The sequence below is a fragment of the Pseudomonas sp. B21-041 genome (assembly GCF_024748675.1).
Lineage (GTDB): Bacteria > Pseudomonadota > Gammaproteobacteria > Pseudomonadales > Pseudomonadaceae > Aquipseudomonas > Aquipseudomonas neuropathica.
In genome coordinates this window covers 5,143,297-5,157,858 of sequence record NZ_CP087175.1, presented here as the reverse complement: position 1 = coordinate 5,157,858, position 14,562 = coordinate 5,143,297, and the positions used below count along the sequence as shown (strand labels likewise).

Here is a 14,562-nt window from a genome sequence, read left to right as displayed (position 1 = left end):
TTATTGGTCTGTCGATGTAGAGCTTGGGTTCGACTCGGTATTTCACGTCGGCATGCGTCTGCCCTGCACCTGTGATGGAGCGGCAGACGCACGTTTAACCCGACGAGTGAAATCCTGATCTGTTTGTTAGATAGGGGAAGTCAGCTCTTGGAGAAAAAAGTATCCGCTACCGGTGAGTTCACGTGTTTCATCACCGTGGCGTGCCTTACCGGAAAGTTGCAAATTATCGAGGGAGTATAAGTACAGGCCGCTATTGAGTTGACTTACAGAAATGTCGGAAGAGGATGTCACTTCATAGTCATAAGGCTGAATACCTCGTTCGGTCACGACATATTCAAGGTAGCCAGCGATTGCAGGATCCAGCAGCTTGCGAAGCGAGATGGAGATGGCTCGTAGGCTCGATGAACCGTGGTTATCTTCGAAAGAAAAATTGTAACCGCCGAGCTGGTTGACAGAGGTGGAAATGCTGGTTGTCGTGAAGCTGGTCAGATTAACCGGCGTACCGCCAATGGTGCCTTTTACATTAACGTTGAGAATACCGTTTACCCAAACTGCTGGGGATGCCTTTGGATGGGTCATGGGGTGCTTCCTGTGCCTGATTTTGGTTGGAGAAGGAAGTCTGATTGGGCGGGTGAAGACAGTGAACTGTCATATCTGACAGGTTTTTATACGTGTTCGCGATGAGCCTTCTTGATAGGAGTTATATGGCAGGCACAGTGTTGATCAAGTGCGGGGCAGGCTTGCTCGCGAAAGCACTGCGTCAGTCAGTCCAACTGCCGAATGCGCTGACGCCTTCGCGAGCAGGCTCGCTCCCACAGAGGGTTAGCTGTGTGATGGGGATTGGGGGATTTCGTGGTTATCTAGCACGCGGTTCACCGCCAGTTCGGCGAGCATGATGATTTGCTGGATGGCCAGAATCGTGCGCCGCTGCGGCAGGTCGATGTAGGCGGCGATGTCGCTGGTCATCAGGCTGGCCTGGGCCAGCGATTCGCAGGCGTGGACCAGCAGGCTTTCGCTGTCCTGTTCGGGGGCGACCTGGAACATGGTGCTGGGTTTGTGGAAGCGCAGGGTGAGCGCGTTCGGTTTGAGGTAGTGGTCGAGGGCGCGTTCGGCGGCTTCGTGGAATCGCTTCGAATCGGGGGATTCGTAGGGAGAGGTGTCGTTGTTTTCGGGCGGATTGGGTGTTGGCTTTTTCATGGTGAATACTCAGTTGGTGAAAGTGGAGCTGCCTTCGATTGCCGCGACGCAATCTGAGGTGGCAGCTGTACGCGGGTTCGCGGACCGATAACTGAGAAATCGGCATACCTCCAAGAAGGTATCCCGCGCACAGCCGCCATGACACAGACAAACAGCACCGAGGTGCCGTCAGGTTGGCGATTATGCATCAGTTATCGGGCCGCGACGCCCGTTCGCTGAATTTGCAGCGACCCCCCGAGCCTATCCAGCCGATTTCCGAGGCACAACCGACACGACTTGTCGGAAATCTCCCTGCAACTCCCAGCATCTGTAGGACAAGAACAATTCCTACAACCAACGCTGATCAAACTGTGGGAGCTGGCTTGCCAGCGATGGCGTTCTTCCAGCCGGCATATGTGCCGGCTGACCCGACGCTATCGCTGGCAAGCCAGCTCCCACAGGTTTCTCCAGAGGATTCAAAATTGGCAGGCACAAAAAAGGCGATGTCCCTTGCGGGGCATCGCCTTTGTTTTACCGCCGCTAAATCTTATTCCGGTAGTTTGTACGCAATCACATAGTCACCCATCTTGGTGCCCAGCGAGCCGTGACCGCCGACAACCAGCAGCACGTATTGCTTGCCGTCCTTGCCGGTGTAGGTCATCGGCGTCGCTTGACCACCTGCCGGCAGACGCGATTTCCACAGCTCTTTACCGCTGTTCACGTCGTACGCGCGCAGGTACTGGTCGAGGGTGCCGCTGAGGAAGCCGACGCCGCCAGCGGTGACCATCGAACCGCCCATGCTCGGCACACCCAGGGTGAAACCGATCGGGATTGGCGAGCTGTCGCGGCTGGTGCCGTTTTTACGTTTCCACACGACTTTGCTGGTGGTCAGGTCGATACCGGCAACGTAGCCCCAGGCCGGGGCCTGGCACGGTACGCCGAATGGCGACATGAACGGGTGCATGATCACCGCGTATGGCGCGCCGGTGTTTGGCTGCACACCAGCGGTTTCGCTTTCGCGTTTGCTGCCGGCGGCGACTTGCTCGCGTGGCACCATTTTCGAAACGAAGGCCATGTAGTTCGGGCTGGTGAACAGCATTTGCCGAACCGGATCGACCGAGACGCCGCCCCAGTTGAACACGCCGACGTTACCCGGGTAGATCAGGCTGCCCTGTTCCGACGGCGGGGTGTACTGGCCTTCATAACGCAGTTCCTTGAACTGGATGCGGCACAGCATCTGGTCGAACGGGCTTGCGCCCCACATGGCTTTTTCGGTGAGTTCCGGGGCCAGCAGGTTGAGGTCCGAACGGGCCTGGGTCGGTGCGGTGTGGTCGCCTTTGACGGCGCCTTGCGGGACCGGGATTTCCTTGATCGGAATGATCGGCGTGCCGTCACGACGGTCGAGGACGTACAGGCTGCCCTGTTTGGTCGGAGCGATCAGCGCCGGTTTCACGCCGTCGGCAGTTTTCATGTCGAGCAGGGTTGGCTGGCTGCCAACGTCCATGTCCCACAGGTCGTGGTGGGTGAACTGGTAGTTCCAGCGCACTTTACCGGTGGCCAGGTCCAGAGCCACGATGCCGGCGCTGAATTTCTCGGCGCCCGGGGTGCGATCAGCGCCCCACTGGTCTGGGGTCTGGTTGCCCAGTGGCAGGTAAACCATGCCGAGTTTTTCGTCGACACTGGCCAGCGACCACATGTTCGCCGAGTTGCGGCTATAGGTTTCGCCCGGTGCCAAAGGCTCGGTGGCGTCAGGCTTGTCGCTATCCCAGTTCCATACGAGGTGACCGTCGCGCACGTCGAAAGCGCGGATCACGCCCGATGGCTCGTTGGTCGATTCGTTGTCGGTCACGTGACCGCCCATGATCACCAGATCACGAGTAATCGCCGCTGGCGAGGTGGAGTAGTAACCACCGGCGGTGAACGGGCCGATGCCTTGGGTCAGGTCAACCACACCGTTGTTGCCGAAGCCTTCGCAGATTTTGCCGGTGTCGGCATTCAGTGCGATCAGGCGAGCATCAGCGGTTGGCAGGTACAGACGACGCGGGCAGGCCTGAGCAACGGCTTTGCCAGCTTCGGAAATCACCGCCGAAGCTGCGTTTTCAGTTTTCGCGTAAGCGGCTTCGTCGTAGTACGACACGCCACGGCAAGTCATGTGGGCGAAGCCTTTGAAGCCGACCGGGCTCTTGATCTGTGGGTCGAAGCGCCACAGTTCTTTGCCGGTGTCCGGGTCCAGGGCCAACACTTTGCTGTGCGCGGTGCAGGCATAGATCATGCCGTTGGCTTTCAGCGGAGTGTTTTCGTTGGTCAGCTCGACCGGGTCATCAGCGGTCGGCAAGTCACCGGTCTGGATGCGCCAGGCTTCTTGCAACTTGCCGACGTTGGCCGGAGTGATCTGCTTCAGTGGCGAGTAGCGGTCACCGAATTCGGTGCGGCCGTAGGCCTGCCAGTCGCCATCGGGCATGGCTGGCGCGGTGCTAGTGGTGTCCGCGGTGTCGCGGCCCAGTTCGCCGAAGGTTTCGCCCGGGTGGGTGAACAGGCTGGCCAGAGCGGTGACGCCGGCCAGCACCACAGCGACGGTCAGACCGCCAGTGCCCATCGGCGCCGGGCCGTTAAGCAGCAGCGGACGACGGAACCACGGCAGCAGCATGACGAAGCCGAGGACAAACCACAGGGCCAGGCGTGGCACCAGTTGCCACCAGTCCAGACCGACTTCCCACAGCGCCCAAACGGTGCTGGCAAACAGAACGATGGCGTACAGGCCCAGCGCCGCGCGACGGCGCATCAGCATCAGAATGCCGGACATCGCGATGCCGATACCGGCCAGCAGGTAGTACAGCGAGCCGCCGAGCATGCTCAGCTTGACCCCACCGGCCAACATGGCCAGGCCCATCAGTAGAAGCAGAATGCCGAGCAGGCTCGGTAGCAGACGGCCCCGACTCGAAGCACTTTCGGTGCTCATAGTGTGATTCTCCGTGACGTTTATGTAGTCCCGCGCTGTAGTCACTTTAGATGACGATTTGGCACAGGCATGGTTCAGATAAAAACTTGTCTAGCTAACGAATTTCTTTTTTGTAGGAGTGAGCCTGCTCGCGATGGCGGTGTTTCAGTCACTGGAGATGTCGCCTGAAACACCGCCATCGCGAGCAGGCTCACTCCTACAATGGATTTACGTAAATCTTTAGAACGAGGACTGGATCTTGATCCCGCCGATCAGGGCGTCGTCGACGTCGTTCACGCCACCGGGGTGGCGGATGTATTGCAGGTTCGGGCGTACGGTCAGCCAGTTGGTCACGTGCACGCCGTAGTACAGCTCGGCGCTGTATTCGGTGTCTTGCGGCGGCAGGAAGGACGGATCGTCGTAGTCGTACACGGCGTTGGCGCGGTTGCTGGCTTCGGCATTTTTGCGGAAGGCCGGGTTGACGTGCACGCGGGCGAGGGCGAAACCGATGTCATCCTTGGCGCGCGTATCGAGCGGGCCTTTGTAGGTGATGCCGGCCTGCACGTAGTTGTCGATCGAGTTGGTTTTCTTGTCGTGCATCGTGCCGTTGGCGAACACGCTCAAGCCGCGACTGTTATCGCTGGCCATGCTGGTGATCTGCTGCTGGATGCCCAGCCATACGCCGTGTTTGCTCGACGCGCTGCGATAGGCTTCACCGCTCAGCGCTGCCGGCTGGCCTTGGCTGTCTTTATAGACGTCGCTGGCCTTCGCGTTGCTGTAGTAATAACCGGCGCGGTATTCGCCCGGCAGGCCGTTGAGTTTCGGCGTCCACACCAGTTCGATCGGCAGGATCGCGCCCTGGGTGCCGCTGCCGCTGAGTTTGAAACCGTTGCCGCGATCGAGGTTCGACGGGTTCTGCTCGTAAGCGCCGACCTGTGCGTACAGTTCCGGGGTGAGGTGATATTTGACGCGCAGCGCCCACTGACTGACCGGCCAGTTGTACCAGATGCCGCCGACCCAGTTGCCGACCTGCGAACCGCAGAACGCGAGGTTCTGGAAGTCGCACGGAAAGCTGTTGAAGTCTTCGCCTTCGCCGAAACGGCCGACCTTGATGTCGAGTTTCTGATCGAAGAATTTCTGCTGGTACCACATCTGCGTCAGGCGTGTGGTCTGGCCACGGCCCCAGACTTCCTGGGCCGAGGTGAAGCCGCCAACGCGCGGATCGTTGATGCGGTCGTTGCTGATGTTGTTGCCGCTGCGCTTGGTGATGGTCAGTTGAAACTCGGCGTCGTCCCAGCCGAGGATCTTTTGCAGGTCGAGGTGTGTGCCCAGACCGAACTGATCGCTATAGCGCGCAGTGCGGTCGTGGTCGTAGCCGCCGTGCAGGTTGCTGCCCATTTCGCCGGTGTAATCGAGCTTGAAGTCGTAGCCTTTTTCCGAGAGTTCGGTGCGCGTGCCGTTCCAGTCACCGAGCATGTACGGTGATTCACTGTCGAACGCGGGCGCCGCTTGAACGCAAGTGGCGAGGCCGAGGGCGGTAAAGCCGCCAAGGGTGCGCAGGGTTGAGATAGCGCTGTCTCGGGAGAAGGAAAAATCGGGCATGGCTCAGTCTTTTTTTGGTGTTTTCGGGGTGCAATTCGAGCGCTTCAATATGTCGCAGGCAGTGAAGCGATTCAGCGGAAGGGCGGCAGGATAAAGATCTGTTACAAAAAGACAAAGGCCTTTTGTGAACATGCAGCGTTTCGGATTCGGTAACAGTGCGGCAAACGGGCGCATTGTCGGCCGGATCGTGGCCTGCGATCTTTCCGGGTTGGCCTACATTTAAAGTCAGGCCTTCCACCCAGTCAGCCCCTCGGCTAAGGTGCGCGGCTTCCGCATTTTCACTTCGCCCATAGGCCTGGCATGAACGAACAAACTCCCGATCCGCTGCACGGCGTCACCCTTGAACAGATCCTCAATGCACTGGTGAGCCATTACGAATGGTCGGGATTGGCCGAGCGCATCGATATTCGCTGCTTCAAGAGTGATCCGAGCATCAAGTCGAGCCTGACGTTCCTGCGTAAAACGCCATGGGCGCGCGAAAAGGTCGAGCGTCTGTACGTGAAATTGATGCGCACCAAGCGACCGCTCTGAAATGCATACCGGTTGTTGGCGCCGCCGCCTGATCACCTGCGCAGCCATATTGGGCTGGGCGGGGTTGGGCATTCAGCTTTATCTGATTTTCTTTGCGCGTTTAAGCGTCGGCGCCAGCCTGTTGGGCGGGCTGGTGAGCTTTTTCAGCTACTTCACGATTCTGACCAACACGCTGGTGGCGACGGTGCTGACCTGTGCCGTGACCGCTCGCGAATCCGCCGCGCGCCGCTGGTTTTTGCAGCCGTGGGTCAGCAGTGGCATTGCCGTGAGCATTGCTGTGGTGGGGCTTGCCTATAGCCTTTTGCTGCGGCATTTGTGGCACCCGGAAGGCTGGCAATTTATTGCTGACGAGTTGCTGCACGACGTGATGCCGTTGCTGTTTCTTGCTTATTGGTGGCTCTGCGTACCGAAAGGCACGCTGCGGTTGTGGCATCTGCCGGTGTGGCTGATCTATCCGCTGGTGTATTTCATCTACGCCTTGCTGCGCGGGCATTTGCTCGGCGCGTATGCGTATCCGTTCATTGACGTGGCGGTGTTGGGTTATCCACAGGTGCTGCTCAATGCCGGGGGGATATTGCTGGGGTTTGTGGGGATTGGCTTGCTGGTCATTGGCCTCGACCGCTGGAGGCTTGCACGAAGTTAAAGCACCTGTAGGAGTGAGCCTGCTCGCGATGGCGGTAGATCAGTTACAAATTTATTGACTGACACTCCGCTATCGCGAGCAGGCTCACTCCTACAAGGGATATCACTCTTCTTCAGTGCCCTCGGCGCGCCAGTAGCCGACGGCTTTGATGAGCTGTTCATCCAGCCCATGCTCATCGATCAGCACCCGGCGAATCTGCCGTGAAACTTTCGTTTCGGTCGCCACCCACGCATACAGATTGCCTTTAGGCACCTGCAGTTGCTTCACCGTCGCCAGCAGGTTGTCCTTGCTACCCTCGCGTAACACCCAGATCACATTGACCTGCGCCGCGCTTTCGAGCACTTGCTGTTCGGCGCCGTTTTCCACTTCGATCACCACCAAGGCCTTGCGATTGGCCGCCAGGCCTTCGAGGCGGCGGGCGATGGCGGGCAGGGCGGTTTCGTCGCCGATCAGCAAGTAGCTGTCGAAAATATCCGGGACGATCATCGAGCCGCGCGGGCCGCCGATGTGCAGGTATTGCCCGGGTTGCGCTTGCTCGGCCCAGGTCGACGCAGGGCCGTCACCGTGCAGGACAAAATCGATGTCCAGTTCCAGCGCATCGAGGTCGTAGCGACGCGGCGTGTAATCACGCATTTCCGGTTTTGGTCCATCGTCCTTGCCGGCGCCGAGCACCATGGTCTCCAGCGCGGCGGCTTGTTCGGCGTTCTGCGGGAACAGCAGTTTGACGTGATCGTCAGTGCCCAGGCTGATAAACCCGGCCAGCTCCGGCCCGCCGAGGGTAATGCGGCGCATGCGCGGGGTCAGGTCGACCACGCGCAACACCTCAAGCTTGCGGCGTTTGATTTCGTGCATCACACGGTGAATGGTTTGGGTATCGACTGCAGTCATTCGGCTTTCTCCGGGGCAGGTTGAACGGCAGGGCCGTCGACGATGGCTTTGGCGGTGTCGTTAAGCAGGTCACGCACGCGCAGGATTTCTGCGGCGCTCCAGCGGCCGTGGTGCATTTGCAGGGCATGCCGCAGGTTGTGCACGGCTTCGTGGATTTCCGGCGGCCGATCATGGCCACGTAGTGAGCGTTTGCTCACATCGATCCGCATGCGCACGCCGTCCAGCGCGACCGCTTGCTCACTGAGAGATAAACGACCGGCCTCGGTGACGCTGTAGCGTTTTTTACCGCCCTCGGCGTCGCCAGTGATCAGTTCGCTCTCTTCGAGAAAGGTCAGGGTCGGGTAGATCACCCCGGGACTGGGGCTGTACGCGCCGTCGAACATGCCTTCGATCTGGCGGATCAGGTCGTAGCCGTGGCACGGCTGTTCGGCCACCAGCGCCAGCAGCAGCAATTTCAGGTCACCGGGGGCGAATACCCGTGGGCCACGGCCGCCGCGCTCACGTCCGGGGCGCTTCTCGAAGCCGTCACGGCCGTCGCCGTGTTCGCGGTGGGGGGAATGATGGTCTCTCATTTCAGTCTTCTCTCGTCGTGTTTAGATACAACTTAAGATATATCTTAAGGTCTGCGCAAGACGTTTTTCCCGCGTCGCGACCTCGGCTGACGAGCGGCAGCCCACCCGCCAATGCAAGCGATGATTTTTCAGGGGGGTGTAAGTCAGCGATAACTTGAAAGTTAAAGTCATCACTCTATTTGATGTAGAGTATATGTTCTAAATGACCCTGAGTTACCGCACTATCAGGGCGAAGTTGCTGTATGGTTTTTTAATTTAAACTGTCTGTAGGGGATAACTTACAGTTACTGTTTCGAATATCGTTATTTTGTTCTTTTTTCTGGCGAGTCATGGGGTTGTTTAACTACGAGGTTATCGGAAGTTGCTTGCTTACTTTCCAGAGGCAACAGTCGATGATGCCTAGGCGTTGAACGTTCAAGTTGATCTGGCTCAACTCGGGCAATGATTTACCTGAACTTTCAATGTTCATCCCCCTATCAAGAAAACAGGTACATAACGATGTTCAAGAAACTCGCAATCGCCGCTCCACTGGCTCTTCTGGCACTGGGTTCCACTGGCGCATTCGCCGCTGGTGAAGCGTCGCACTCGATCAGCCTTGTCGCGCATGTGCCGACCAACGGTTTCTATGTGGTGCCGACCGATCCGGATCTGGTCAACAAGGACCAGGACATGAGCTATCAGCCAACCACCGGCAAGATGCGCGACGTCAATGGCTTCTTCGACGTGCGCAACAATAACGGCTCGGTACACGCCAGCCTCGAGAGCCTGCCAAAACTGGTCTCGGGCAGTACTTCTATCGAACTGCGCGTGCTGTTCAACAACAAGGAACTGACCCTGACTCCGCAACTGGTCGTGGGTGAAGCCGAGTCCGACGTCAACTACCGTGCGCCGCTGAACATTAGCGCGGTGGGCAACAACTTCCAGCCTGGTGATTACACCGGGGCCGTGGCGATGATCTTCGACGCCGTGACGCCATAACAGCAGTCACTTGATCGATCGATCAGGCACTAAGCCCAACTTCAATGTTGACGCTTGACCGTCGGGGCTGACGATTTGTTTGCCTCGACGGACTTCCATTGTTTGTTATCCGAGTACGCGTTCATGTTCCCGATGACACCCATCGCGGCTGCGCTTGCGCTGTTGTTTTGTGCCAGCGCAGCTGTGGCTTCCAACTCCACCGGCACCACACCACGCAGTCTGCTGGCGCAGGCCAAGGGTTTGCCGGCGGATTTCGAGGAGCATTTCTTTGATGTACCGCTGGCGGTACGGGTCGAAGTCGATCAGCAACCACTGGGTGAGGCCATGGTGGTGTTGTCCCGCGACGATCGCCTCACCCTGCTCGAATTCACTGACACCAGCGAAAATCGTTTTGGCCCCGCCGAGCGGGAAAAATGGGCGAGCTATCTGAAACCCGGCGTGCCCTTGGGTGCGTGCAGCGGTTCCTGCCCGGACCAGTTTCTGGCGGTGCATTACAACCTGGAAAACTCGCTGGTCTCGATTCTCACCGAAAATGCCGAACGCGACGTTGAAGCCAAGCGTTACTTCGAACAGCCTGATGGTGGCAGTCATGGCTTGATGGTGCGTAACCAGCTCAACCTCAATGGCGGCCAGGATCAGGATCTCGGCGGGCGTTTCGGCCTCGAAGCCAGCTCAAGTCTGGGCAGTTGGAGTCAGACACTGAATCTGCAAGTGGCCCGTCTCGGCGGTCCGGACGACAAGCTTTATCACGCCGTTCAAGAGCTGCACACCCAGCGCGAACTGCAAGGCAGTTTTTTCCGCCTGGGCTATTTCACCCCCAATTCCGAAGGGCTGACACGCCAGCCGCGTACGTTCGGCAGCAGTCCCGACACCGCCGTCGGCGTGATGTACGGCAGCTCCGACAGCCTGGCCATCAACAGCCCGATGCCCAGCGTTTATCCGATCTATGTCACGGCCAACCGCCAGGGTTCCGTCGAGATCTGGCGCGATGGCCTGCTGATCAATACCCAATCGGTGCCGGCCGGTTTGCAGACCCTCGACACCCGGCCGCTGCCCGGTGGCATTTATGAGGTGGAAGTCCGGCTGATCGAAGACGGCCAGATCACCTCCACTACTCAGGAGTTGGTGTACAAGCCCAACAACTGGCGCAACCTCGACGAGCGCTGGCGCTACAACGTCTTTGCCGGCGAAGAACAGAAACTGCTGAGCAACTGGGACACCCAGGCCAGCGGCAGCCCGACAGCGGGCGCTTCGGTGAATTACCTGTTGCATCCGCGCGTCATCCTCGGGCTGTCGGCGCGACAGATTCGCGAAAAACTGCAATACGGCACGTCCATCGACTGGACCCTGGCCAATCACATCAGCCTCTACGCCAACGTCTACAAGACCGAGGATTACGGCACCGGTCTCGATCTGCAAAGCCTCTACAACTACGGCGCCGGCAGTCTTGTCGTCAGCCATAACCGCAGCTGGCTCGACACCACCAATACCTACGACACGTTGCCGGACGGCACCCGGGTGCGCCCGCGCAATGTGTTCATCGGCCAGACCAGCAATTCCTCGCTGGCGCTCAACCATCGCCTCAGCAGCAAGAGTTCGGTCAACGCGCGGGTCTCGCACAGCGAGGGCAATGTCGAAGGCATGGGCGTCGATCTGGGCTGGACCCAGCGCACGATGGTGCTGGGCAGCGATGCCAGTTGGCGCCTGTCGATTTTTGATCGTCCCGGCAGTTTCAGCAGCGGCGATGCGCGCAATCGCGGGGTCGACCTGAGCATCAACATGGCGCTCGGCGCCCCCGGTCAGCAGATCAGCGGCAGTATCGGCTCACGCACGGCCCGTGACGGTGCGCGTGACAACAACGCCTCGCTCGGCTGGCGCAAGGATTTCCGGGATCACGTCTTGCAGAACGTGTCGGTCACGGCACTCACCGACACCTACGGGGTGGGCGTCGCCAGCCTGGCCAACTTCCGCACCGACGCGGTCAATGGTGACGGCTTTATTCAGCGCTCCTCCTACAACGGCAATTTCACCGGTGGCCTCAACCTCGACAGCACGCTGGTGGTCGGTGCGCAGCAGATGCTCATGACCAGTCAGACCGAAGTGCGCGGCGCCGGGCTGATTGTCGATGTCGAGTCGGACATCGAGGACATCGTTCTGCGGGCCGACGATTTCAGCGGTGGCGGTGCGGCGTTGAAGCCGGGGCGCAATTTCATCCCGATCACCGCGTACCAGAACAGCTCGGTGAGTTTCGACTTCGAGGGCAATCACGTGCCAGCCGCGTCCATCGAACCGCCGCGCACCCGCTATCACCTGAACAAGGGCGGCGTGGAGTACCGCAAGGTCCGCGTGATGAAAACCATGACCGTGCTCGGCCGACTGGTGGATGGCCAGGGGCGGCCGCTCAAGGGCCACCACGTGATCAACCACGCTAGCCGTGGGGTGAGCGAAGTCGACGGGTTCTTCTCGATGGAAATGAACGCCGGCTCACCGACCCTGGAAGTGCGTCAGGGCAACCAGTTGCTCTGCCAGTTCCGCCTCAACGAGTCCGACCATCGCAGCGAAAACAATGTGCTGATGATCGGCGATCTGCGCTGCACGCCGGACACCCTCGCTGACGCTACCTCCACCGAACAGAAGGCAGGTTGATCTTATGAAAAAACTTACAGGTGGTTGTGCATTGCTGCTGGCGCTAAGCATGCCCACGGCACAGGCGATAAATCAGGAAATCCGTGCGCTGTTTCAACCCGATTCTTCGCAACCGGGCAAGAACCTGTTCGTCAACCAGACGCCCAATAGCGGCTATTGCGTGAACTTCCCTGCGCAGTGCGCCAGCGCCAACATGTTCAGCATCGAGTTGCCTGTCGGCTATAGCTCAACCGGCGAGCTTATGCCGGGTGACGATGTCTCAGTGCAGGCCCCCGCCGACTGGAAACGGTTGACGGTGACTAATCAGGATACTCAGGAAACGGAAACCGTAGAGGTGCGCATCACCGGCATAGGCTCCAACTATATCCTGAGCGATACCGTGGAAAAACTGACCGGGGTGGAGCACCCGACAGGCCATGACATCCTCTGGACGTCCCTTAGCGGTTGGCTCTACGCCCCCGCGCCTTGCAGAGGCACTAGCGTGTCCGGGTACAGCGCTCGCACCTATCGCTTTTTCTGGCAGACGCCTGTGCAAGCGCCCTGCACCAAGACCGCTGCTTTCCGTATCCCCTCGATGTCTTTCGAGAAGATCGATTTTGCGTATGAGCTGAGAACCCCCAACCCGTTGAGCATGTCGAGCGGTCTGTATACCGGATCCATCGAATACTCGATGGGACCCGGTGGCGATTTTGACATGGGCGCGGCTTTTCAGCCGGACGAAGGCAGGCTGACCCTCGACTTCGTACTGGACGTACAGCACACCCTCAAAGTCGATCTCCCGCCGGGTGGCAGCAAAGTGTCGCTGGAACCCGAAGGCGGATGGGCGCAGTGGATCGACAGCGGGCGTAAGCCGAAGCGGATCTTTCGCGACCAACCGTTCTTCATCTCGGCATCTTCGCGCTTCAAGGTGATGATGCTATGCAATTCCCAGGGCGGGCCGTACTGCAATCTTGGCAGCCCCTTGGGCGACACCACATCGGTCAAGGTCTCGATGACTTTGCCCGCGGGAATCGACGGCGCCGGCAATGGCCCCGTCAATAGAATGCCGTTGAACTTCAACAACTGGGTCGGCCCGTTCCAGCCCAGCCTCTATGTCGAGCGCAAGCCCGGCGCGCTGCATTTCGAGCTGGACCCGTTTGCGATTGATTTCCTCCTGCGCCCCGGCAAGAACGACCGGCTACGCGGCAACATCACCATTATCTGGGACTCGGATGCGTGAGCGCTCCAGTCCGGCCCATTTCGATTTTCATGGAGTTGAACGCGATGAAACGTGGTTTTCTGCTGGGCGTGCTCAGCATGTGTTGCCTGACGGCGCAGGCCGGCCCGCAAATCAATGTCGGCACCGTCTACGACTATCTCGACGCTGATAAAAGTACTTACCTGAAACGCGTATTCAATAGCGGCGATGCCACGGCCTTCGTCAAGGTCAATGTGCTTGAGATCATCTACGGCGCCGATGGCGTGCCGCAGGAAGTGCCCGTGCAAAACGCTGCCGACGGTGCTTCACGCAATGGCGTGATGGCCAGTCCGGCGCGGCTGATCGTCCCGGCGCAGGGCATGCAGGGTACGCGTTTGCTGTACATGGGCGAGCGCGATCGCGAGCGCTATTTCCGCGTGCGCTTCGTCCCGGTGGTACCGGAAAAGGAAGACGAATTCGTGGTCAGCAGCGAGGAGCGCGAAGACTACAAAAACTCGCTTTCAGCCGGGGTCAACGTAATGACCGGGTTCGGCACGATCTTCTTTGTGCGGCCGAAGGACGCGCGTTTTGCCACCGTCATCAATGACACCGAAAAACGCTATGAACTGCGTAACGATGGCAACACCGTGCTGATTGTCGATGAGTTCAAGAGCTGTTCACTGAGCAAAGAAAGCGACTGCGGCGCGACCACCAAACACCACGTGCTGGCGGGCAAGACCTTTGCCTTCGACAAGGAAAAGGGCCGCGAATACCGCTTCTTCCTGATCGAAGGCAGCGAGAAAAAAAGCATGAAGACCGCCAGTCGCTAGGTTTGTTTTCCATTGACCCATCGGGTAACCAACATGATCAAGCAATGCACCGCCGCCGCGCTGATGGTCGCCACTGCGCTGACCGGCGCCGGGGCGTGGGCCGCGCGCGAAGAGCACACCTTCGAAGTGTCCCTGACCATTCCCAGCCGCCCGTTCTATATCATTCCGGCAGAACCGGACTGGATTCACCGGCCACAGCGGCTTGAGTGGGACTATCAGCGCTCGACCCTCAGCGGGCTGATGCGCAATTTCGATGTGCACCATGACAGTAGCGCGATTGAAGCGCGTCTGGCGTTCGATCCTTATCTGGAGAATGGCCGCCCCGGCGAAGTGATCGATCTGCTGGTCTCCTTCAATGATGTCGAGCTGAGTTCGCACGTCACCCCGCGCCAGGTGTTGTCCGTGGAAGAAGCCGCCAGGGGCAAACGCGTGGCGTTGAAAATCGACCCGATCGAGCCGGAGGGCGGCTATCGTTCCGGGGATTACCACGGCAGTGTCGTGCTGATGTTCAATGCCAGGGCACCGGGGGCGGAATGAGTGCGGTTTGGCCTGACCCAGAGCACGCAAGCCCGGGCCTATGG

At 59.2% G+C, this 14,562-nt stretch carries 13 protein-coding genes; 7 read left to right on the top strand and 6 right to left on the bottom strand.

The genetic code is table 11. The features are described 5' to 3' along the window. Positions 1–126 precede the first annotated feature (126 nt). The 4 genes from LOY43_RS22850 to LOY43_RS22835 form a co-directional block, all read right to left on the bottom strand. Positions 127–579 carry a hypothetical protein gene (locus LOY43_RS22850; protein ID WP_095048329.1) on the bottom strand — a complete coding sequence of 151 codons (453 nt, stop codon included), beginning with the start codon at positions 577–579 and terminating at the stop codon, positions 127–129. A 243-nt stretch (positions 580–822) separates the two neighbouring features. After that, complete coding sequence (locus LOY43_RS22845; protein ID WP_258708771.1) at positions 823–1,197, bottom strand: DUF6124 family protein; 375 nt, start codon at positions 1,195–1,197, stop codon at positions 823–825. Between the two features lie 526 nt (positions 1,198–1,723). Continuing rightward, positions 1,724–4,135 carry a glucose/quinate/shikimate family membrane-bound PQQ-dependent dehydrogenase gene (locus tag LOY43_RS22840; RefSeq protein ID WP_258708770.1) on the bottom strand — a complete coding sequence of 804 codons (2,412 nt, stop codon included), beginning with the start codon at positions 4,133–4,135 and terminating at the stop codon, positions 1,724–1,726. A 219-nt stretch (positions 4,136–4,354) separates the two neighbouring features. Next, entirely contained in the window at positions 4,355–5,716 is a 1,362-nt protein-coding gene (locus LOY43_RS22835; protein ID WP_258708769.1) for a carbohydrate porin, read from the bottom strand. A 300-nt stretch (positions 5,717–6,016) separates the two neighbouring features. On the opposite strand from LOY43_RS22835, the gene LOY43_RS22830 reads away from it, so the two are divergent. Together LOY43_RS22830 and LOY43_RS22825 are read left to right on the top strand one after the other, a co-directional pair. Beyond that, positions 6,017–6,247 (top strand): VF530 family DNA-binding protein, encoded by a 231-nt coding sequence (locus LOY43_RS22830; RefSeq protein ID WP_007916799.1) that lies wholly within the window; start codon positions 6,017–6,019, stop codon positions 6,245–6,247. Between the two features lies 1 nt (position 6,248). Then, positions 6,249–6,890 carry a Pr6Pr family membrane protein gene (locus tag LOY43_RS22825; RefSeq protein WP_258708768.1) on the top strand — a complete coding sequence of 214 codons (642 nt, stop codon included), beginning with the start codon at positions 6,249–6,251 and terminating at the stop codon, positions 6,888–6,890. 102 nt (positions 6,891–6,992) lie between these two features. Here LOY43_RS22825 and LOY43_RS22820 read toward each other — a convergent pair whose 3' ends face one another. Then, a complete protein-coding gene (locus tag LOY43_RS22820; RefSeq protein WP_258708767.1) occupies positions 6,993–7,778 on the bottom strand; it encodes a siderophore-interacting protein in 786 nt (261 codons plus the stop codon). Then, positions 7,775–8,350, bottom strand: coding sequence for a PadR family transcriptional regulator (locus LOY43_RS22815; RefSeq protein ID WP_093430616.1), 576 nt, complete (start codon positions 8,348–8,350; stop codon positions 7,775–7,777). Before LOY43_RS22815 ends, LOY43_RS22820 begins: the two co-directional genes overlap by 4 nt. Before the next feature lie 498 nt (positions 8,351–8,848). On the opposite strand from LOY43_RS22815, the gene LOY43_RS22810 reads away from it, so the two are divergent. From LOY43_RS22810 to LOY43_RS22790, 5 genes are all read left to right on the top strand, one after another. Further along, positions 8,849–9,328, top strand: coding sequence for a CS1 type fimbrial major subunit (locus LOY43_RS22810; protein WP_095048323.1), 480 nt, complete (start codon positions 8,849–8,851; stop codon positions 9,326–9,328). Between the two features lie 123 nt (positions 9,329–9,451). Beyond that, positions 9,452–11,974: a CS1-pili formation C-terminal domain-containing protein gene (locus LOY43_RS22805; RefSeq protein ID WP_095048322.1), complete on the top strand. Its 2,523-nt coding sequence runs from the start codon at positions 9,452–9,454 to the stop codon at positions 11,972–11,974. 4 nt (positions 11,975–11,978) lie between these two features. Beyond that, positions 11,979–13,193, top strand: coding sequence for a hypothetical protein (locus LOY43_RS22800; protein WP_258708766.1), 1,215 nt, complete (start codon positions 11,979–11,981; stop codon positions 13,191–13,193). Between the two features lie 44 nt (positions 13,194–13,237). Continuing rightward, positions 13,238–13,981 carry a pilus assembly protein gene (locus LOY43_RS22795; protein WP_095125889.1) on the top strand — a complete coding sequence of 248 codons (744 nt, stop codon included), beginning with the start codon at positions 13,238–13,240 and terminating at the stop codon, positions 13,979–13,981. A gap of 33 nt (positions 13,982–14,014) precedes the next feature. Further along, a complete protein-coding gene (locus LOY43_RS22790; RefSeq protein WP_176471310.1) occupies positions 14,015–14,518 on the top strand; it encodes a CS1 type fimbrial major subunit in 504 nt (167 codons plus the stop codon). Positions 14,519–14,562 lie beyond the last annotated feature (44 nt).

Coding starts and splice junctions, on each gene's coding strand:
- LOY43_RS22850 (WP_095048329.1), bottom strand. CDS start 579: ATGACCCATCCAAAGGCATCCCCAGCAGTTTGGGTAAACGGTATTCTC.
- LOY43_RS22845 (WP_258708771.1), bottom strand. CDS start 1,197: ATGAAAAAGCCAACACCCAATCCGCCCGAAAACAACGACACCTCTCCC.
- LOY43_RS22840 (WP_258708770.1), bottom strand. CDS start 4,135: ATGAGCACCGAAAGTGCTTCGAGTCGGGGCCGTCTGCTACCGAGCCTG.
- LOY43_RS22835 (WP_258708769.1), bottom strand. CDS start 5,716: ATGCCCGATTTTTCCTTCTCCCGAGACAGCGCTATCTCAACCCTGCGC.
- LOY43_RS22830 (WP_007916799.1), top strand. CDS start 6,017: ATGAACGAACAAACTCCCGATCCGCTGCACGGCGTCACCCTTGAACAG.
- LOY43_RS22825 (WP_258708768.1), top strand. CDS start 6,249: ATGCATACCGGTTGTTGGCGCCGCCGCCTGATCACCTGCGCAGCCATA.
- LOY43_RS22820 (WP_258708767.1), bottom strand. CDS start 7,778: ATGACTGCAGTCGATACCCAAACCATTCACCGTGTGATGCACGAAATC.
- LOY43_RS22815 (WP_093430616.1), bottom strand. CDS start 8,350: ATGAGAGACCATCATTCCCCCCACCGCGAACACGGCGACGGCCGTGAC.
- LOY43_RS22810 (WP_095048323.1), top strand. CDS start 8,849: ATGTTCAAGAAACTCGCAATCGCCGCTCCACTGGCTCTTCTGGCACTG.
- LOY43_RS22805 (WP_095048322.1), top strand. CDS start 9,452: ATGTTCCCGATGACACCCATCGCGGCTGCGCTTGCGCTGTTGTTTTGT.
- LOY43_RS22800 (WP_258708766.1), top strand. CDS start 11,979: ATGAAAAAACTTACAGGTGGTTGTGCATTGCTGCTGGCGCTAAGCATG.
- LOY43_RS22795 (WP_095125889.1), top strand. CDS start 13,238: ATGAAACGTGGTTTTCTGCTGGGCGTGCTCAGCATGTGTTGCCTGACG.
- LOY43_RS22790 (WP_176471310.1), top strand. CDS start 14,015: ATGATCAAGCAATGCACCGCCGCCGCGCTGATGGTCGCCACTGCGCTG.